This is a genomic window from Rhizobium sp. KNZ14-9A (assembly GCF_056755015.1).
Window position 1 is genome coordinate 4,187,718 of the sequence record NZ_JBPGXB010000002.1, and the last position, 18,876, is coordinate 4,206,593.

The 18,876-nt window shown below is 60.5% G+C and carries 15 protein-coding genes and 1 tRNA gene; 7 read left to right on the forward strand and 9 right to left on the reverse strand.

Features of this window, described 5'->3' with window-relative positions:
• Nucleotides 1-11 precede the first annotated feature (11 nt).
• Nucleotides 12-947 carry an arginase gene (rocF, locus tag ACR9ZQ_RS27500; RefSeq protein ID WP_113324230.1) on the reverse strand — a complete coding sequence of 312 codons (936 nt, stop codon included), beginning with the start codon at nt 945-947 and terminating at the stop codon, nt 12-14.
• Nucleotides 948-1,078: 131 nt separating this feature from the next.
• On the opposite strand from rocF, the gene ACR9ZQ_RS27505 reads away from it, so the two are divergent.
• Nucleotides 1,079-1,507: an Lrp/AsnC family transcriptional regulator gene (locus ACR9ZQ_RS27505; RefSeq protein ID WP_113324229.1), complete on the forward strand. Its 429-nt coding sequence runs from the start codon at nt 1,079-1,081 to the stop codon at nt 1,505-1,507.
• Between the two features lie 22 nt (nt 1,508-1,529).
• On the opposite strand, the gene ACR9ZQ_RS27510 is transcribed toward ACR9ZQ_RS27505, so the two are convergent.
• From ACR9ZQ_RS27510 to ACR9ZQ_RS27520, 3 genes are all read right to left on the reverse strand, one after another.
• On the reverse strand, nt 1,530-7,637 hold the full coding sequence (locus ACR9ZQ_RS27510) for a translocation/assembly module TamB domain-containing protein (RefSeq protein ID WP_481429362.1): 6,108 nt from the start codon (nt 7,635-7,637) through the stop codon (nt 1,530-1,532).
• Nucleotides 7,638-7,715: 78 nt separating this feature from the next.
• Nucleotides 7,716-9,641, reverse strand: a complete 1,926-nt coding sequence (locus ACR9ZQ_RS27515; RefSeq protein ID WP_310384914.1) for an autotransporter assembly complex protein TamA — start codon at nt 9,639-9,641, stop codon at nt 7,716-7,718.
• A gap of 173 nt (nt 9,642-9,814) precedes the next feature.
• A complete protein-coding gene (locus tag ACR9ZQ_RS27520; protein WP_007822262.1) occupies nt 9,815-10,069 on the reverse strand; it encodes a YMGG-like glycine zipper-containing protein in 255 nt (84 codons plus the stop codon).
• Between the two features lie 333 nt (nt 10,070-10,402).
• Between ACR9ZQ_RS27520 and hemA the strand changes: the two genes are divergently transcribed.
• Nucleotides 10,403-11,617, forward strand: a complete 1,215-nt coding sequence (hemA, locus tag ACR9ZQ_RS27525; RefSeq protein ID WP_310385467.1) for a 5-aminolevulinate synthase — start codon at nt 10,403-10,405, stop codon at nt 11,615-11,617.
• A gap of 33 nt (nt 11,618-11,650) precedes the next feature.
• Here hemA and dxr read toward each other — a convergent pair whose 3' ends face one another.
• Nucleotides 11,651-12,826, reverse strand: coding sequence for a 1-deoxy-D-xylulose-5-phosphate reductoisomerase (gene dxr / locus ACR9ZQ_RS27530; RefSeq protein WP_310385465.1), 1,176 nt, complete (start codon nt 12,824-12,826; stop codon nt 11,651-11,653).
• Between the two features lie 379 nt (nt 12,827-13,205).
• Between dxr and ACR9ZQ_RS27535 the strand changes: the two genes are divergently transcribed.
• From ACR9ZQ_RS27535 to ACR9ZQ_RS27545, 3 genes are all read left to right on the forward strand, one after another.
• Nucleotides 13,206-13,853 (forward strand): hypothetical protein, encoded by a 648-nt coding sequence (locus ACR9ZQ_RS27535; protein WP_310384911.1) that lies wholly within the window; start codon nt 13,206-13,208, stop codon nt 13,851-13,853.
• A 57-nt stretch (nt 13,854-13,910) separates the two neighbouring features.
• A complete protein-coding gene (locus ACR9ZQ_RS27540; protein ID WP_113319726.1) occupies nt 13,911-14,201 on the forward strand; it encodes a BON domain-containing protein in 291 nt (96 codons plus the stop codon).
• 93 nt (nt 14,202-14,294) lie between these two features.
• Nucleotides 14,295-15,092 (forward strand): class I SAM-dependent methyltransferase, encoded by a 798-nt coding sequence (locus tag ACR9ZQ_RS27545; protein ID WP_310384907.1) that lies wholly within the window; start codon nt 14,295-14,297, stop codon nt 15,090-15,092.
• Here the strand turns inward: ACR9ZQ_RS27545 and ACR9ZQ_RS27550 are convergent, their stop codons facing one another.
• Together ACR9ZQ_RS27550 and ACR9ZQ_RS27555 are read right to left on the reverse strand one after the other, a co-directional pair.
• On the reverse strand, nt 15,093-15,254 hold the full coding sequence (locus tag ACR9ZQ_RS27550) for a hypothetical protein (RefSeq protein WP_310384905.1): 162 nt from the start codon (nt 15,252-15,254) through the stop codon (nt 15,093-15,095).
• 105 nt (nt 15,255-15,359) lie between these two features.
• Nucleotides 15,360-15,611 carry a hypothetical protein gene (locus ACR9ZQ_RS27555; protein WP_310384903.1) on the reverse strand — a complete coding sequence of 84 codons (252 nt, stop codon included), beginning with the start codon at nt 15,609-15,611 and terminating at the stop codon, nt 15,360-15,362.
• 144 nt (nt 15,612-15,755) lie between these two features.
• Here ACR9ZQ_RS27555 and ACR9ZQ_RS27560 point away from each other — a divergent pair, with 144 nt between their 5' ends.
• Entirely contained in the window at nt 15,756-16,265 is a 510-nt protein-coding gene (locus ACR9ZQ_RS27560) for a DUF2937 family protein (protein WP_113319723.1), read from the forward strand.
• 5 nt (nt 16,266-16,270) lie between these two features.
• On the opposite strand, the gene ACR9ZQ_RS27565 is transcribed toward ACR9ZQ_RS27560, so the two are convergent.
• Both ACR9ZQ_RS27565 and ACR9ZQ_RS27570 read right to left on the reverse strand, forming a co-directional pair.
• Nucleotides 16,271-16,347: transfer RNA gene (locus tag ACR9ZQ_RS27565), tRNA-Arg, on the reverse strand.
• A 72-nt stretch (nt 16,348-16,419) separates the two neighbouring features.
• A complete protein-coding gene (locus ACR9ZQ_RS27570; protein WP_310384901.1) occupies nt 16,420-17,583 on the reverse strand; it encodes a M20 aminoacylase family protein in 1,164 nt (387 codons plus the stop codon).
• 156 nt (nt 17,584-17,739) lie between these two features.
• Here ACR9ZQ_RS27570 and ACR9ZQ_RS27575 point away from each other — a divergent pair, with 156 nt between their 5' ends.
• Entirely contained in the window at nt 17,740-18,873 is a 1,134-nt protein-coding gene (locus tag ACR9ZQ_RS27575) for a D-alanyl-D-alanine carboxypeptidase family protein (RefSeq protein ID WP_310384899.1), read from the forward strand.
• The last annotated feature ends 3 nt before the right edge of the window (nt 18,874-18,876 follow it).

The window sequence follows — 18,876 nt, forward strand, 5'->3', positions numbered from 1 at the left end:
CCGGTGCTCCCTTATGCGGCGCGTGTAGGACGATCGAAGATACGGCGGCCGAAGAGGCTTGCCGTCATCTCCACCATGATGCGGGCGCTCTTGCCGCGGTCATCAAGGAAAGGATTGAGTTCGACGAGGTCGAGCGAGGAGACGAGGCCGCTGTCGGACAGCATCTCCATAATGAGGTGCGCTTCGCGGAAGGTGGCGCCGCCGGGAACGGTGGTGCCGACGCCGGGCGCAAAATCCGGATCGAGGAAATCGACGTCGAAGCTGACATGCAACAGGCCGTTCGCCTTCTCGATCGTTTCCAGGATCTGGCGTAGGATCACAGCTACGCCCTGTTCATCGAGCGAGCGCATGTCGAAGACATTTACGCCGTGCTTGCGGATTTCGACGCGCTCGGAGGCATCGACCGAGCGGATGCCCACCTGGAAGATCTTCTTCGGATCGACGAGTGCACGGTCCTTCGGCAGGATCTCAGCAAAATCCGCCAGACCGCAGAAGAAGGCGACCGGCATGCCGTGAATATTGCCTGACGGCGAGGTCTCAGGCGTATTGAAATCCGAATGGGCGTCGAGCCACAACACGAAGAGCGGGCGGTCATTTTCGGCGGCATAACGCGCCATGCCTGAGACGCTGCCCATGGAAAGGCTGTGGTCGCCACCGAGGATCAGCGGGAAGTGGCCGGCTTTCGCCGCATCATAGGTGGCTGCTTCGAGCGCACGCGTGTAGGCGCCGACGATGCGAAGATTATGTGCCTTCGAATGATTGGGAAGGTCCCTGGCCGGGACGATGCTGAGATCGCCCGTGTCGACAACAGTGTGGCCGAGATCGCTCAGCGCCTTGTCGACGCCCGCAATACGCAATGCTGTCGGTCCCATGCCCGCGCCTCTGCGGCCGGAACCTTCTTCAAGGGGAACACCGATAAGAGCGACAGATCGAGATTGTACTTCCATTCCGAGGGCTCCGTTCTGAGGCCTGTTTTGGCCGATAGTGGGATAAAGTGGCGGCGGCAAATAGATGGAAAAGTGTCAGAAATGGATTATGATTACGCAGATTGATAAAGCTAATTTGACAAAGTGAAACCGTGGACGATCTCGACAACGAGCTTCTGAGTGCGCTTCGGCACAATGCGCGAATCTCCGTCTCCTCGCTTGCGGCGCTGACGGGGGCTTCGCGGGCGACGGTTGCCACGCGCATCGACCGGCTGGTCGAAAATGGCACGATTGCCGGCTTCACCATCCGCACCGGTCACGAGACGCGTTCCGCCGGCGTTCGGGCCATCGTCATGATCGAAGTGCATGGTAAACTTGCCGACAAGGTGGCAACCCAGCTTCGCGGCTTGCCGCAGGTGCGCGCGCTGCACAGCACCAACGGCAAATGGGATTTCGTCGCCGAGCTCGAGGATCGTGACCTCGTCTCCTTCGACGAGACGCTGCGCCGGATACGCCTCTTCGACGGTATCAATACCACCGAAACCAACATTCTGCTGAAGACCAGCAAGGCGAGCTTTTAGGCTTCAATTTTCCAGGCTGGCCTCAATATTCATGCTCGTAGACGATGCCCGCTTCGCCTGCACCATTTCCGCCGGCGGCACCCCGCAGCTTCACGCCGCGGCCGACATCCAGATTGATGATTGCCTTGGCGCCGGCTTCTCCGCCCTGCTGCAGCTCGAAATAGGTCCGTTCGTTGAGGTAGCGGCCGACACTGACGCTGGTCCGGCCCTTCGCGTCCGTGCTGATGTCGAGGTCGTCGACGCCAAGCTGGTTGCGGAGCCCTTCGAAGAGCGATGTCGAACGATTGCCGGCGAGCTGGCTGACGGCATCGGCAAGCTGGGCGATCTGTACTGGCGACAGGCGGGACATGGATTGGCCGAAGATGAGCTGGGCCAGCACTTCGTCCTGCGGCAGGGCAGGTGACGAGGAGAAAGTGATGGCGGGGTCGGTTGCGAGGCCCGCGACATCCACCGTGAGTGTCGTCGTGCCTGACGTGGAAGTGGCCTCCATGTCGAGGGCGGGCGTCAGGTCGCCGGCAAATGTGATGCGGCTGCGGTCGGAGAAATCGAGACGGCGGTTGAGGATCGTCAGACGGCCGCGGCGCATGGTGAAGGCACCGGCAACTTCGGGCGCGGCAGCCGAGCCGCGGATCGTGATGTTCCCGCCGACTTCCGCATCGATACCGCGGCCGCGCACGAAGATCTGCGAGGGTGCATCGAGCTGGATATCCAGCATGATGGTCGAAGATTTTTCCCGGGGCTGCTGCTGAGCATTGTCCCGGAGTTGGGCAAGCACTGCGGGCGGCGCGTGGATATGGCGGATATCGATTTCACGCAGCGATGTCGGCAGCCTCTCCGGTACGGTGATCGAAGCCTTGTCGATGTGAAGCTTACCATCAAGCGTGGGATTGGAAAGCAGCGGTCCCCTAAGGCCGAGCGTGCCGTCGACTGTTGCGACAACCAGCGTGCCGTCGACATAGACCGCGTGGTCCAGGCGGATGGAAAGATCGGCGGGGAAACTGCCGCTGATGCCAACCGAACCGCTCGCCGAGATCGAGCCGCCGCTTGCGAGCCTGCCGTTCAGCCGCGAAATGACGGCCTGCTGACCGTTGAACGTGATGGTCGCGCCAAGGCCTTCGAGGGCGAGGTTGCGGCGCACGTCGATCAGCTTTGCGCCATCCGTGGTGACCGTTCCGTTGATGACAGGGGCCGCCGTCGTGCCGCTGACTTCCAGGTTCACGTTGGCGACGCCCTCGGCAACAAGACCTTGCTGGGCGAGCTGTGCGCCGAGAACGGCGAAGGGAAGGCTGCCGTTGAAACGCATCGACATCGCGCGGTTGCCTGTCATTGCGAGAGTGCCGCCGCCTTTCAGAGAAAGTCCACCGTCGCCGGCGAGACTGGTGTCGACCGTTAGGCGGTTGTCGGCCAGCTTGCCGCTTGCGCCAAGGGTGAGTGGCGCAAGGCCGGCGCTCTTGGTCTGGCTCGTTTCGGCATTCTTCCAGTCGACCTTGAAATCGACCGAGGGAAGAGGAAGCGATCCCGAGGCAGTCGCCGTCGCCGTGATGGCGCCTTCGGCACCAAGGTTCGGAACGAACCCATTGGCGACGGCCGCCGGCAGATTGACGATATCGGCCTTGGCATTGACGCCCTTGACGGTCGTTCCGGCTATATCGAGATTGCCCGCTGCCTTCAGCGAGACACCACCATTGCCGTTGAGATTGGCGTCGAAATCCAGCCGGTCTTTGCTGAGCTTGCCCGAAGCGGCGAGCGTCAGGCCGGAGAGCCCGGCAGTTCTGGTCTGTTTCGTTCCGGCGTTTTTCCAGTCGATCTTGAAATCGGCGGAGGGGGCGGTGAGCGATCCGGAGGCCGTCGCCGTCGCTGTGACGATGCCTTCTGCTCCAATATCAGGGACGAACCCGTTGGCGACGGCCGCCGGCAGATTGGTGATATCGGCCTTTGCATCGATGCCCTGGATCGTGGTGCCTGCCAATGCGAGATTGCCGGCGGCTTTCAGCGAGACGCCACCTTTGCCATTCAAACTGGCGTCGAAATCCAGACGGTTGCTGACGTATTTTCCCGACGCGGCAAGCGCCAGGCCAGAAAGACCGGCGGTCTTGGTTTGGCGCGTTGCCGCGTTCGTCCAGTCGAGCTTGAAATCAACCACCGGCTCTGTCGGCGTGCCTGAGGTGACGGCAGCGCCGGAGATTATGCCCTCAGCACCAAGACCTGGCACGAAGCCATTGGCGAGGTTTGCGGGCAGGCCGGCAATGTCAGCGTTGACGGCGAGGTCGCGAATGGCGGTGCCGTCGATCGTCACACCGCCGTTCGCTTTCAGCAGCGCGCCGTTGCCGCTGCCGAGATTGGCGTCGAAATCGACCCTGTTGTTTTCATATTTGCCAGTGGCCTTGGCGGAAAGATCGGTGAGGCCGTTGCTCTTCGTCTGGCGCGTTGCCGCATTTGCCCAGGCCAGATCGAAAGTGACTGCCGGTGTCGGCAGCGAGCCGGAGGCCGACGCCTTGCCGGAAATCGTGCCTTCGGCGCCCAGATCGGGAACGAAGCCGTTGGCAAGGCCGGCTGGAAGGTTTGCGAGATCTGCATCGACCTTCAGATTGCGCACTGCCGTCCCAGCAAGCTCGACATTGCCCGTCGCCTTCAGCGACAGGGCCTTCGGTCCGGCGAGGTTGGCATCGAAATCGAGTTTTTGGTCAGCAAAATGGCCGGTCGCCGTAAGGTCCAGTCCGGTCAGGCCGGCGGTCTTGGTGTGCCGTGTCGTGGCGTCCTGCCAGCTGAGCTTGAAATCCGCAGCCGGTGCTGCAGGCGTCCCTGACGCCGAGGCTGTGCCCGAAATCGTTCCGCCGGCGTCGAGATCCTTCACGAAACCGTTGGCGATATTGGCAGGAACATTCGCAAGCTCGGCATCGACCTTGATGTTGCCGATCGTGGTTCCGGTAATAGCGACATTACCGAGCGCTTTCAGCGATAGTCCGCCCTTGCCGGTGAGCGCCGTATCGAAATCGAGCTTGTTATCCGCAAACCTGCCGGATGCGTTGAGCGACAGACCGGCAAGCTTGGCGCTCTTTGTCTGGCTCGTCGGGGCGTTTTTCCAGTTCAGCTTGAAATCGGCCGCTGGTGCCGCGGGCGTGCCTGTTGCCGTGACCGTTCCCGAAACCGTACCTTCTGCAGCAAGATCGGGAACAAAGCCGTTGGCGAGCTTTGCCGGCAGGCTGACGATGTCGGCGTTGATATTGAGGGTCGGGCCATTCGGATCCGCAAGGCCGACGTCGCCCGCCGCCTTCAAGGAAAGGCCGTCAGCGCCGCTAATGCCGCCATCGAAGTTCAGCTTGTTGTCGGCGAAGGTGCCCGATGTCGAGATGCCGAGAGGGGCGATGCTGGCGCCTTTTGTATGGCTGGTGGCCGCATCCTTCCAATCGAGCTTGAAATTGACTGTGGGAGCGGCCGGTGTCCCGGTTACGTTCACCGTCCCGGAAATCGTGCCGTCGGCGGCAAGATTGGGAACGAAGCTGTTGGCAAGGCTTGCCGGCAGGTCGGAGATGACGGCATCGAGCTTCAGGGTCTCACCAGCCGAACCGGTGACCGATACCGAGCCGCTGCCGGTCTTGACGGTCAGACCGTTCAGGCTGGCAACTCCCTTCGTGACGTTGACCTGTGCAGGTGACGCCAGTTCGACCGGAATGTTGTGCGGCTTGGCGGCGAAGCGATCGAGACTGAGATCGATCATGCCGCCTGCAGACTGCACGCTGCCGGCGGCCTGCAGCGGATTGCCGTCATAGCCTGCATCCAGATTGAAGTCGGTGCGGGTCTGCTGCTGGACGAAATCAAGCGCAATGCCGGTAAGCTTGTTGGTACCGACGCCGAACTCGTCGGCCCGTATCGTGCCGCTGGCCGCAAAAGCCTTGATATCGCTGACGGTCACGTCGATCGTCGGCTTGGCGATCGTCAGTGTGTCGCGGTGAATGCCGCCGCCGTTGGCGGCAACCTTGAGCGCGATCTTGCCGTCATTGCCGGTGATATCTACGGAGCCCTTGAGGTCGCCTTCCGCCTTCTGGCCACCGAGAGCGGCAAGCAGGCTGATATCAGGGAAGTCGAAGGTCAGCACACCCGCCGGCGTCATGTCTGACGAAAGCGTGAGGTTGCCCTCCAGGCGATTGCTGCCGACAGCGGCCGTCAGCGCGGGGATAGAAATGATCCCCTTCTCGGACTTGACGTCTCCATTGATGCCGATCGGCTGGCCGTCGATCGTGCCGGTCGCGGCGATCCGGCCCTGCGGAGCAGCAGGATCGGCAGAGCCCGTGAGGTCGATGTTGAGATCGCCGACCTTGCGATCGGCCATCTGCAGGCTGGCGGCTTTCACATTGGCGGTGAGCGCAAGTGCTGGAAGCGTGCCGCTTGCCTTGATGCTGTAATCCGCTTCCCCACTCGTGCCCGACAGCAGCTTGCCGATATCGGGAAGCTTGCCGGCGAGATCGGCCGTCAGCACGTCATCTTCGAGCGCGACATTGCCGCCTGCCTCGATGGTCGGGGATTTGATCGTGATGTTCGACAACGTCACCTTGGAGGGGATCGTGCCGGCAATCTGGGTTTCGAGGTTGATCGGTGCATCGAACTTTTCGGCGACGGCCGGCGGCAAGGCGGCGGGCTGGACGGTAAATTTCGCATTGCCGGTCAGCGTATTGTCGGCCAGGCGATAGGAGCCGTTGAGATCGGCGCCGATATTGGCGCTTTCGACGGTCGTGCCGTTGAAGCCGATGCCGTTGCGCGAAATCTGAAGCGGCGCGACGAGTGTGATCGGACCCCGAACCGCGCGGTTGAGGTTGGGCTCGGTGAAGGTGGCGTCACCCGCGACGAGGCGCAACTGGATATCGCCGGCACCATTGGCGAGATTGAAGGCATCGCTCTTGGCCGTCAGCTTGACGTTGCCGATATCGGCCTGTGGCATCGTGGCGGAATCCAGCGATCCGCTGGCGTTGATGCGCACGGCCTGTGCCTGTCCGGTCATCGCCAGATTGAGGCCCGAAATCATGAAGCGCGCTTCGCCATCGGCAAGCGGCCAGCGGAAATCGACCGGACCCGAGGTGCCGAGCACATTAGCATTCAGGCTGTTATTGCCGGCAGGATCGAGCGTGCCGGAAGCGGCGATGACGACGCTGCCGGTCGCGAGATTGCCGGTCTGAATATCGATCTTGCCATGATTGTCGAAGGTCGCGGATACATCGATATTCGTCTGGCCTGCAAAAAGCGGCCGGAATGCCATGGGGAGCAGCGAGCTTACATCGCCGCCGCCCTTGAGGTCGAGATGATGCAAGCCGTCGGGCGTGATTGCGTGCTTGCCTTCCAGCGAGGCACGTTGCTGGCCATCGAGAGCAGCCTGCAGCTTGCCGTTCCAGTCCGAGATCGGACCTTCGCCGTTGAGCGCAATATTGACCGCCGGGCTGCCGGGCAGACCGAGAAAGCCGGCGAGCAGGCCGCCCTGCGGTTCGGCAAGCTGGGCGTTCAGCCGCAGATGGCCGTTTGCCGGGGTGAAGGCGACATCGGCGGAGAGCTTTGCGTCGGGAACCTGGTGGCGGTTGAAGTTAACAAGCGCTTCGCCGCCATCGCCATCGGCTCTGAGGTTGCCGGTGGCGGCAAGCGAGAAGGCGCGGCCGGTCAGCGGTGCGCCAAGGGAAATATCGGGCAAGGCGATATGTTCGATATCGATCTTCAACGGCAGCCGGAAGCCTCCGCTGCTTCCCTCCTCCGGAGTCGCCGGCCTAGACGGGAGGGTGCGTACCGGCTGGCGGCGGAGGTCGATGGAGGCGACGGATACCTGTCTGGCGTGGAAGGTGCCGGTCAGCAGCGCCAGGGGATCCCAGTCGACGGCGATGCCGTGGATTTCTGCAAATGTGCCACGCGTGTCCGACAGGGTGATCTCGGCTGCTCGCAGCCCGCCGGTCAGCAGGCCCTCGGGTTCGCGCACGGATATCGTCATATCGCGGTTGGAGAGCGCGGAAGCGACATTTTCGGTGATGATGCGGGCACCGAAGGAGGTGAAGCCGAAGATCGCCAAAGCAATGACGGCAAGGATAATCGCCGCGCCGAGGCCGTAGCCGACGAGCCGCATTATCCAGTTCATGATTTTCGCCAACATTTGCATAAGAGCGGACACTATCCCGTTTTCATGACAGCTCACAGGTCGGAAAACACTGCGAAATCGGCATTCCTGATAACTGGCCTAGAACGACTGGCCTATGCCGGCATAAATTCCATAATCCGTCCCACCGTCGTACTTGTTCAGCGGTACGGCAAAATCAAGCCGAAGGGGGCCGAAAGGCGTTGCATAGCGGATACCGGCGCCTGCGCCGGCCCTGATATCGGAAAAATCAGGCGCAATGCTGCCCGAAACCGTGCCGACATCGAGGAAGGGCACAATGCCGATCGTATCGGTGATCCTGATACGCGCCTCAAAGGAGCCGGTCACATAGGAACGACCGCCGGTGGCCTCGTCGTTTTCGTTATAGGGCGAGATTTCCTGATAGCCGTAACCACGCACGGAACCGCCGCCGCCGGCGAAGAAACGCTGGGTGGCGGGAATATCCTGAACGCCGTCGCCGCCGATCAGCGTGCCGGCCGCGAGCTTGGCGGCCAGCACGATGCCGTCTTCGGCGCCGAGACCGAGATAGCCTGATATCGAGCCCTCGAAGGCCGAATAGACCGTTCCGTTCATGAACTCATAGCCCGGCTTTGCCGACAGCGTGGCGTGGTAGCCCCCGGTCGGATTGTATTTGTCGTCGCGGGCGTCGCGATCATAAGTGATCGGCAGCGTGAAGGTCAGATAGTTGTTGTTGCCGAAAGCGTCGTCGTCATTCTCGAAGCTCACCTCGCCGGCTGCAGAGATGGTGTCCTGATCCGTCAATTCATAGGAGAGGCCGAGCGAGGCGGTGATGAGCTTGGCATTATAGGCATCCGGATTTTGCGTCTTGGCGACGATTCCGGCCTTAAGGGTGGCGGACGGATTGATGAAGCCCGGTTTCGTGAAGAGAATGCCGGCGGAGTAATCGAGATCGCCGAGGTCGGACGCTTCGCCGAGGCGTGAGACGGCGCCTTCGATGCGCAGCGATTCGGCCCCGCCGAACAGGTTGCGATGGCCCCAGTAACCGTTGACGCCGAAACCGTCGATCGTCGAATATTGCGCGCCGATGCCGAGGTAGCGCCGCTTGCCTTCGGAAACCTCGATCGTCATGGGCAAGGTACCATCGGAGGCCAGTGCGTCGCCTTCGTGGATCGTCACACTGGAGAACACGCCAAGCGCGCGCAGGCGCTCGCCTGCCTTCCTCAATGCCTCGGGCGAATAGGCTTCGCCCTTCTGTAGGCGGGAATAACGTTGGATGAATTCCGGCTTGACCCTTTCCTCGCCAGTGACGCCGACGTCGCCGATCGGAGCAACCGGACCACCTTCGGCAGCGAGAACGATATCGACGGTGTTCTTGCTATGGTCGGCGACCACGCGCCGCTCCGTCAGCTTGGCAAAGGGCCTGCCTTCGCTCTTCAACTGGTCGACGATCGTATCACCGGCTTTGATGACGGCGAGCGAGCCGGCTTGCTCGCCGGGCGCCAGATCATAATCGGCGGGATTGCGGTGCGCAGCATCGCCGCCGAACTGCACTTCATTGACAGTGAAGACCGGGCCAGGCGCTATATCCACCTTGACTGGGATGGGCTTTGAGCGATCGAAAGTCGGGTTGGGTGGCAGATCGTCTATGTTGCGGCCGTCGATGGTAATCGTCACCACGCCGCCGTAGCGCGCCTTTTCGTAGAGTGTGGCGATCAGCCTGTCGCGGTCGTCGCGGGCTTTCACGACGACGCCCAGATCGCCTGAAACCGGACGCTTCTTGTCGCCGACGAGACGAGAGCTGTTCTCCAGCGCCTCCTTGAGGTCGCTATCGGCTGTCCCGGTTTCCAGGTCGACATCATAGCGCACAGGATCGGGCACCTGCAGGTTTTCGTCCTCGTCCTTGCCGAATATGGTGATGCCAAAAAGCTTGAATGCGTAAGCATTGCCCACGAGGACTGGTGAAAATGCAGCCGCCGCTGCGACCAGCACCATGGCGCCTGCTCGATACGCAATACCCGTTCTCAGGCCCGTCCCTCTAATCCGCATCCGCCGCTTTTGGGTTACATTAAAATGAAGCTCTGCGTTCCCCAGCCGACAGCAAGCTTAGCGGCAAAATCGCGCCACGTGTACCAATTTAAACTGCTGGCGCACTAATTTAGTACAAAAAAATCCCGGACGAGGGTCCGGGATTTCCATTTTTCCCATTCTGATTGCAGATCTCAGCGGCAATCATCGATGTAGCGGCGGCCATACCGGTCCCGGTAGTAGCATTGGCCGGGCTGCTCTGCGACCCTGCCGATAAGCGCGCCCGAAACGCCGCCGATCGCTGCGCCGACTGCCGCGCCGCGCACGTCGCCGGTGACCACGCCGCCGATAACCGCACCAGACGCCGCGCCGATACCGGCCCCCTGTTGCGTGGGTGTGCAGCTTGCGATCGAAAGGCCGATCAATGCGAGTACGAGGACTTTTTTCATCTCTTCTCTCCGAGGTTTTTGGCGCCCCATCGGGCGGATGTCGTCCCTAACCTGTTTTTTTCCCAGGCTAGCCCGAAAACTATGTCGCAAGAAGGGCTTGTCCACCATCACCAAGCTTTTTTCGTAAGGCGCGGATTTCTTTCCACGATAAAAAGCGAATTTGTCGCCGGAATTGACGTCGATCAATTTCCCCGATCACGGCTCGCTTATTTTTTATCTGGAATCATTCAAAAGTCTGCGCCTTTTGCCGCAGTTGATGTTAAATCAGGGACGAAAGGGTTGACGTCCGGTTGCCGTCTCAGCAAGAAACAGCCGTACGAACTGGAGCATATGATGGATTTCGAAGCGTTTTTCAAAAGCGAGTTGGACGGGCTTCACACTGAGGGCCGTTACCGCGTTTTTGCCGATCTGGAGCGCCATCGCGGTAACTTTCCGCGTGCGACCCGCCACACGGCGAATGGCGAACAGGAAGTGACCGTCTGGTGCTCTAATGACTATCTCGGCATGGGCCAGCACCCCAAGGTGATCGAGGCGATGAAGGAAGCCATCGATCACTGTGGCGCGGGTGCGGGAGGCACCCGGAATATCTCTGGCACCAACCACTACCATGTTCTGCTTGAGCAGGAGCTCGCTGATCTGCATGGCAAGGAAGCCGCGCTGACCTTCACATCCGGCTATGTTTCCAACTGGGCGGCGCTCGGGACGCTCGGCGCCAAGATCCCCGGCCTCATCATCTTCTCCGATGCTTTCAACCATGCCTCGATGATCGAGGGCATCCGCTACGCCAAGTGCGAGAAGGTCATCTGGAAGCACAATGACGTGGCCGACCTCGAAGCCAGGCTCGCTGCTGCCGATCCCAAGGCGCCGAAGCTCATCGCCTTCGAATCCGTCTATTCGATGGATGGCGATATCGCGCCAATCAAGGAAATCTGCGATCTCGCCGACAAATACGGCGCCATGACCTATCTCGATGAAGTCCATGCCGTCGGCATGTACGGTCCGCGCGGCGGCGGTATTGCCGAGCGCGAAGGCCTGATGGACCGCATCACCGTTATCGAAGGCACGCTTGCCAAGGCATTCGGCGTCATGGGTGGTTATATCGCGGCTTCCGCCGCGCTCTGCGATTTCATCCGCTCATTTGCGTCGGGCTTCATCTTCACGACGTCGCTACCGCCGGCCCTCGCTGCCGGCTCGGTCGCCTCGATCCGGCATCTGAAGGCAAGCCCCTTCGAACGCGCGCGCCATCAGGACCGCGTGCGAAAACTGCGCACGCTGCTTGACCAGCAGGGCATTCCGCACATGCCGAACCCGAGCCATATTGTGCCGGTCATGGTCGGCGATGCCGCCAAGTGCAAGTGGATCTCGGATCTGCTGCTCGACAATTTCGGCGTCTATGTGCAGCCGATCAATTATCCGACGGTGCCGAAGAAGACCGAGCGCCTGCGCATCACGCCGACGCCGCTGCATTCGGATGCCGATATCGAGCATCTCGTCGGCGCGCTGCATTCGCTCTGGTCGCGCTGCGCGCTTGCCCGTCACGTCGCTTGACGTCACGGCGCCTGATTTTTCAGGAAAATTTCTTTATCGGATGAGCCCGGCAGCCCGCTGCCGGGCTTCCTTGTCTGCGGCGAACACGTCGTCCATCGTCGCGGCCGCTGGCAGATCGATGAGATCGTCCATCACTTTTTCGGTGATCTCAGCCATGGCGAGGAAGGGCAGGCGGCCCTCGATGAAGGCTTCGAGCGCCACTTCCTTGGCGCCGTTCAGCACTGCGCCCTGGACGCCGCCGCGCGTCATCGCCAACCGAGCAAGCCGGAGCGCAGGGAAACGTTTTTCATCCGGAGCCTCGAAGTCCAGCCGTGCCAGTTTGGCGAAATCCAGCCGCTCGATCGGCAGGTTCGCCCGGCGCGGATGGGAGAGGGCGTAGCCAATTGCGGTACGCATATCCGGTGCGCCGAGCTGTGCCAGCACCGAGCCATCCGTATAGCCGACCATCGAATGGATGACCGACTGCGGATGAACGATCACCTCCACCTGCTCGGGGCGCAGGCCGAAAAGGTGCTTCGCCTCGATCATCTCCAGCGCCTTGTTGAACAGCGACGCACTGTCGATGGAAATCTTCAGGCCCATCGACCATCTCGGATGGGCGCGTGCGGTCTCGACCGTGACGTTGGCCATCTCCTCCAGTGAGGACGTGCGGAAGGGACCGCCTGATGCCGTCAGGATGATACGTTCCACGGCATGGCGCTGGTTTTCCTCCAGCACCTGGAAGATCGCATTGTGTTCGCTATCGACAGGCAACAGCTTGCCGCCACCGTTTCTCACCGACTCGATGAAAAGATCGCCTGCCGAAACAAGGCATTCCTTGTTGGCGAGCGCGATATCGGCGCCGCGGCGCGCCGCGGCAAGAGTAGGAGCAAGGCCGGCCGTGCCGACGATGGCTGCCATCACCCAGTCCGCCTCGCGGTCTGCCGCCTCCATCAGGCCGGATTTGCCGGCAGCGACTGCGATGCCGCTGCCCGAAAGCTCGCTTTTCAGTGATTCGTAATGCCGGTCATTGGCGATGACGGCCAGCTGCGCGCCCGACGATTTCGCTTGCTGGGCCAGCAATTCTACATTGCCGTTGCCGGTCAGGACGGAAATTTCGAAATTGTCCCGGCCGCCCAGATGATCGATGACATTGAGCGTATTTTGGCCGATCGAGCCGGTCGAACCGAAGATACTGAGGCGCCGAGGCGCGGTTTCGCTCGTCATCATGGTCGATTTCGCAAGAAATTGCATATTCGGCATCGGCTCTACAGGGGATCGTGGGAGGCAGCAAGTGTGCGGTGCAGCAAATTTCAACTCCAGAGGGGGTTTACATAGGTTCGCCATGATGTGATCCTGACAACAGTCCTCACGGGGATGATCATTTGCTGCGGCCGGTTGCGGCCGAAAAGGCAAATCCGCTGGGCACTGATGTGTCCGACGAGCAACCGGCAATTTATGCCATTGGCCGCGGGCCAAAGAAAAATCGAAGACTGAACCGGGATTGCGTGTTTGCGCCATCCTTCATTGCGTTCGACGCGAGCGCTCCACGTCCGCTCTGCGCCTATTGGTGCGCGATCGGCGTGCTAGTTCAAAACGATGCGATATTATGACGAAAATAAAGATTGCATGCTTTGTTTTTGCCCTTCTGCCGCTGGCCAATCCGGTATTTGCGGATGATCTGGTGATCTGGTCGCCGGTGAAGGTATCCACCAGTTCCTACAAAACGACGGTCGGGTTCCGCCTGCCGATGGAATGGGAGACGAGCGCCGGCGCAGATCTCGCGCTAGCCTCCAACAAGAGCGGGGCACCGTTGCCGAATTCTGGCCAGGCGATGCTCTGGGGCAAGCTGCAGAAGGTGAGCGTTACGCCGGCCAGCCGTGCGCAGCAGGATGTGACGCTGCAGGTCGATACGTTACGCGGCAGCGGCGCGCTTATGCTCAGCCGTTCGCGAAGCTGGATACTCTCAGATTCGCTCGACATGCAGACGACACGCGCGGTGAGCCTCGGTTACAGCGCCGTCGATGCGCGGCAGGCGACGGTGTCGGCTTCCCAGGCGGTCAAGCTGATCTATCCGTGGACCGGCACATCGATTTCGGCCGGGAGCAGCGTCAGCGATTTCAATGGCGACTTTTCCAGTACCGTTGCCGTCAGCCAGAACATCCTACCCAATCTCGGCCTGAGCGCGTCTGTGTCCGATCCGCTTTCGACGGGGCGGACGGGAAATGTCAATTTGAACTATCAGCTTCGCTGGTAGGCGAAACCAAAGTCCTGTCAGCCGCGTTTCTCCCTCACCACCAAGGAGGACAGAACGATGGTCTTCAAGGAACAGACCTTTCATGGTCATCTGCCCGAAGCTGAGGCTGAGTATGCCAATCGTGCGACGCTGGAATCTGCGGTTGCCAATGCACTGGCCGTTGCTGGCGGTATCGATGCATCCGATGTCGAGGTTACGGCCGAAGGCGACGAGATCGTTTTGAGCGGCCACGTCGGTACGGTTGATGAAATCGAGCGGGCAACAGTCATCGCAAGAACAGTTGAAGGCGTGCATACGGTTCGCAACCGTATTTTGCTTGCGGACTCGATGGTTAATGTTCGACATTAACTATTAACCAAACATTAACTTTATGTAAGTTTATCCGCGCCGACCCCTGACCTAGGTTTGGACCTATTCCAGCCCCGAAAGTCAGGTGTTTTGATGCATCAGATGGAAATGATCAATCGTCGGACATGGAGCAGCCCGCTCTCCCGACGCGACTATCGCAATGGCAGCGGTTTCATCAATGAAGGCGAACGTATGGCGCTTGGCATTGGCCTCGCCAATGCTAAGGGCGGCAGCGTCCTCGATATCGGTGTCGGCGGAGGCCGCACCGCAGCGCTTCTTGCCAGCGAGGCGGACAACTATGTTGGCATCGACTATACGCCCGAGATGGTGACGCTTGCGCGCTCCAACCATCCGGGCCTTCGTTTTGAAAATATGGATGCACGTGATCTTTCGGCCTTTGCCAATGGCTCCTTCGATCTCGTCGTTTTCAGCTATAACGGTATCGACTCCGTCGATGCGGATGGACGCAGATCGGTCCTGCGTGAAGTATTGCGCGTGCTGAAGGCCGGCGGCACGTTTGCCTTTTCGACCTTCAATCGCAATTGGCATGGTTTTGGTGAAAACCGCGCCCGTTCTTCCATCGTCTGGTCCAACCATCCGGTGAAGCTGAGCTTCCGGCTCCTCAAGCACGCAATGGGACTGGTGCGGGAACGTCGTTTCGCGCCACTGGAGCAGCGGCATGGCGAACATGCGATCTTGCTGCATCGCGCCCATGATTTCGGCATCATGGTCTATGCCACGACACCCGGTCAGCTGCGCTCACAACTCACCGAAAGCGGTTTTACCGGCGAACCGTTGCTCTTTTCGGTCGATGGTCGCCCGCTTGGTGGCGAAACCCTGGCAGACGAGGAATATTTCCACGTCGTGGCACGCAAGCCGTCGCTCAGCTGATCAGCCGAAGCGCTCGGTCAGGAAACCGGCGGGGGCCTTTTCACCGACGAGCCGATCGGTCTTATGTGTGGCGACGGGGCCTTGCGGCTGGTAGCTGATGGCGATGAGCAGACCGCAGGCGATTGCGCCGCCAATTGCAAGAAGAGTCATTCGAATACGCATGATGGATACTCCTGTTTTGCCGGTAAAACGCGGGAAAAATTCCGAAGTTCCTCATGCTTGAGAACAGCAGACCCCGGCCGGGTCTCCAGCCGGGGTCTTCGTATCTTAGCGGCAGACACGGGTCTTCTTGATCACGGTTTCGCCGTGGCTATGGATGCGTTCCGTGCGGGTCACGCAATCATGCGAAACGCGGCGAGGCGGCAGGTGATGGCGGTAGTAAGGACGATCCGCCATGCGGTGGTGATATCCGTCTCCGCCATTGTCAGTTGTGATGGTTACGCTGGCCGCCTGCGAAGGCAGAGCAGCGGCGAAAATCGTAACCGCAGCAAATGCAGAAGCGATGATAGTATTCTTCATGACAAGCCTCTCTTTCTAAGTTGGTCGGGTGATCAACTCGAACGAAGCGCAATCAGTTCAATCACATAGCGTTACCAAATGTGTCAGTGGCAACCTTTGCCCGCTCGAAATCGTTCTGGTGTCGGAACAGCCGGAGACATCGTCATGGGACAGATTGGAAGGGCCGTCACACTGGTCGTTGGACTTGCCGGCGGCACGCTTTTCTCGCAGGCGCCGGAATTCGCACAGCAATATCGCCAGCGTATCGGCGGGGCGATCGACGAGCTCAGGATCATCGTCGACGACTTCACGAAACAGGCCGCCGACCATCATCTCGATCGTCAGCAGGCGCTCGATGTCTATGCCCGTTCTCCCGACGATTTCCTGCGCGATCGCGGCCTTTCGATGCGCAGTACGCTGGAGCGCTATGAGCGCCTCGTCACCCAGCAATCGGATCTCGGTAGTGCGCCGCCGGTCGCCAAGCCCTTCGTGTTGATGCGCGATGCCGATGAGGGGATAATTGCCAATACATGGCGCGACTTCGTGCCCGGCGTCCCCGTCAGCTTCGCCGGCCTCGTCTGGGCGGCAATCGGCTTCCTCGGCAGTTGGATCGTCGCGGCACTGTTCGGGGTTGGCGCAAAACGCGCCGTGCGGTGGCGACCTGGCTATCGGTGAGAGAGTGGTGATCCCGACGCGATTCGAACGCGTGACCCCCAGATTAGGAATCTGGTGCTCTATCCTGCTGAGCTACGGGACCACTTGGATGCCATGCATACAAAAGGCTTGGCAGGAAGCCAAGCCTTTTCAGTATTTCTAATGTCGTTTCATCTCAGGCGCCGAGGCGCTGTTCGGCAAGGCGCACCCAGTAGGAAATGCCGTGGGCGATGGCTTCGTCGTTGAAGTCGTAGGCCGGGTTATGCAGGCCGGCGGTGTCGCCGTTGCCGATGAAGATGAAGGCGCCGGGGCGGGCGTTCAGCATGTAGGAGAAATCCTCGCCGCCCATCATCGGATCGACCTCGGGATTGACGTTGGCTTCGCCGGCAATGTCGCTGGCGATGGCGACGGCATGTTCCGTTTCATCCGCATGGTTGAAGGTGACGGGGTAGTTGCGGTGGAAGTTGATGTCGGCTGCCGCACCATGGGCAGCGCAGATGCCTTCCACGACTTCGCGAAGGCGTGCTTCGGCCTGGGCGCGCACCTCGTCATCAAGCGTGCGGATCGTGCCGGCGAAGGTTGCGTCATTGGGGATGACGTTATGGGCGAAGCCGGCATTGAACTTGGTGACGGAGACGACGACCGAGCGCAGCGGATTGACGCTGCGCGAGGCGATCAGTTGCAGGTTCGAGACGATCTGCGCGCCGATGGCGATCGGGTCGATCGTACGGTGCGGCTGCGCTGCATGGCCGCCGCGGCCCTTGATGGTGACGGTGAATTCGTCGGTCGCCGCCATGATGGGACCTTTGCGGGTGGCGAACTGGCCGACGGGCAGGCCCGGCAGATTGTGCATGCCGTAGACCTCTTCGATGCCGAAGCGCTCCATCATGCCGTCCTTCACCATCAGGTTGCCGCCGCCGCCGCCTTCTTCGGCGGGCTGAAAGATCACAGCGACATTGCCATTGAAGTTGCGGGTCTCTGCGAGATATTTCGCTGCACCCAGCAGCATGGCGGTATGGCCGTCATGACCGCAGGCGTGCATCTTGCCAGGTGTTTTCGATGCCCAAGGTTTGCCAGTGATTTCGGTGAGCGGCAGGGCATCCATATCGGCGCGCAGGCCGACCGTGCGGCTGCCTTCGCCCTTGCCCTTGATGAGGCCGACGACGCCTGTGCGACCGATGCCGGTGACGATTTCATCGACGCCGAATTCCTTAAGCTTTTCAGCAACGAAGGCAGCGGTATTTTCGACTGCGAAGAGAAGTTCCGGCCGCGCATGGATGTGGCGGCGCCACTCTGCGACTTCGTCCTGAAGTTCGGCGGCTCTATTCAGAATCGGCATTCTTGGCTTCCTGTGAATGAAATGCGTGGGGCCTGTCTGAAAGCATCACAAGGGCGTGATGCCTTGGAAATAACTTAGTCAATGACCTTTGCCATGTCATAGCCATATAGGGTAAATAGGGGAAGGTTTCGAGATAATTCCCTGAAGGACGAGCACTTGTCGACGCGCCCCGATCGTTTGTTCGCCGCTTTGCGGCCCTTTTCTTTTATAGCGACAGCAACAGCGGTTCTTGTCTCGTCCGTTACACTTGCTGAGGCCAATCCGCATATTCTCGTCGACGTGCAGACCGGCCGGGTGCTGGAGCATGAAGAAGCCTTCCGCAAGTGGTATCCGGCTTCACTGACCAAACTCATGACCGTTTATACGGTATTCGATGCAATCCGCTCCGGCCAGATCAGCCTCGACACGCCCGTTGTCATGAGCAAGCGGGCAGCCGCCGAACCGCCGGCCAAGATGGGCTTCAAGCCGGGCCAGAAATTCACGCTCGACAGCGCGCTCAAGATCCTGATGGTGAAGTCGGCGAACGATATCGCGGTCGCCGTCGCCGAGGCGGTCAGCGGCACCGAGGAAGCTTTCGTTGTCCGCATGAATGCCGAAGCGGCGAAGCTCGGCATGTCGGATTCGCATTTCATCAATCCGAACGGCCTGCCGGGCAAGGGGCAGTTTACGACGGCTCGCGACCTCGCGATCCTGTCGGTGGCGCTGCGCCGGGACTTCCCGCAATATGCCGGCTATTTTTCGCTGGAAGGCTTTACGACCGGCAAGCAGAACGTTCCGAACATCAATATGCTGATCGGCCGTTTTGCCGGTGCCGACGGTATGAAGACCGGCTTTATCTGCGCTTCGGGCTTCAACCAGATCGGTTCGGCGACACGCAGCGGCCGCACGCTGGTTTCCGTCGTGCTCGGCACCGACAGCCTGGCGGCCCGCGCTGACGCCACTGCCAATCTGCTGCAGAAGGGCTTCACCACACAGTTTGCAGCAAATGATACACTGGGTTCGCTGAGGCCCTATGGTCCGGGGCAGGACCAGGTGAATGACATCACGGCCGATATTTGCAGCGCCAAGGGCGCGAAGGTGCGCAGCGAAACGCGCGACGAGGTCGGCCGCATGAAGGTGCAGTCGCCCTATATTCACGAGATGGATCACGAGCCGCAATTCGTGTTCGCCGGCCTCATTCCGGGGCAGGATACGCAGCCGGTTGCGCAGAACGACAAGACCGCCAAGGGTGACGCGGTCGAGGCGCTCGCCAATGTGCCGGTTCCGCTCCCGCGGCCGAAATCCTTCTAAGGA

Bases quoted from the DNA above. Each gene is read 5' to 3' on its own strand.
- rocF (WP_113324230.1), bottom strand. From the start codon at position 947: ATGGAAGTACAATCTCGATCTGTCGCTCTTATCGGTGTTCCCCTTGAA.
- ACR9ZQ_RS27510 (WP_481429362.1), bottom strand. From the start codon at position 7,637: ATGCAAATGTTGGCGAAAATCATGAACTGGATAATGCGGCTCGTCGGC.
- ACR9ZQ_RS27515 (WP_310384914.1), bottom strand. From the start codon at position 9,641: ATGCGGATTAGAGGGACGGGCCTGAGAACGGGTATTGCGTATCGAGCA.
- ACR9ZQ_RS27520 (WP_007822262.1), bottom strand. From the start codon at position 10,069: ATGAAAAAAGTCCTCGTACTCGCATTGATCGGCCTTTCGATCGCAAGC.
- hemA (WP_310385467.1), top strand. From the start codon at position 10,403: ATGGATTTCGAAGCGTTTTTCAAAAGCGAGTTGGACGGGCTTCACACT.
- dxr (WP_310385465.1), bottom strand. From the start codon at position 12,826: ATGATGACGAGCGAAACCGCGCCTCGGCGCCTCAGTATCTTCGGTTCG.
- ACR9ZQ_RS27535 (WP_310384911.1), top strand. From the start codon at position 13,206: ATGACGAAAATAAAGATTGCATGCTTTGTTTTTGCCCTTCTGCCGCTG.
- ACR9ZQ_RS27540 (WP_113319726.1), top strand. From the start codon at position 13,911: ATGGTCTTCAAGGAACAGACCTTTCATGGTCATCTGCCCGAAGCTGAG.
- ACR9ZQ_RS27545 (WP_310384907.1), top strand. From the start codon at position 14,295: ATGCATCAGATGGAAATGATCAATCGTCGGACATGGAGCAGCCCGCTC.
- ACR9ZQ_RS27550 (WP_310384905.1), bottom strand. From the start codon at position 15,254: ATGCGTATTCGAATGACTCTTCTTGCAATTGGCGGCGCAATCGCCTGC.
- ACR9ZQ_RS27555 (WP_310384903.1), bottom strand. From the start codon at position 15,611: ATGAAGAATACTATCATCGCTTCTGCATTTGCTGCGGTTACGATTTTC.
- ACR9ZQ_RS27560 (WP_113319723.1), top strand. From the start codon at position 15,756: ATGGGACAGATTGGAAGGGCCGTCACACTGGTCGTTGGACTTGCCGGC.
- ACR9ZQ_RS27570 (WP_310384901.1), bottom strand. From the start codon at position 17,583: ATGCCGATTCTGAATAGAGCCGCCGAACTTCAGGACGAAGTCGCAGAG.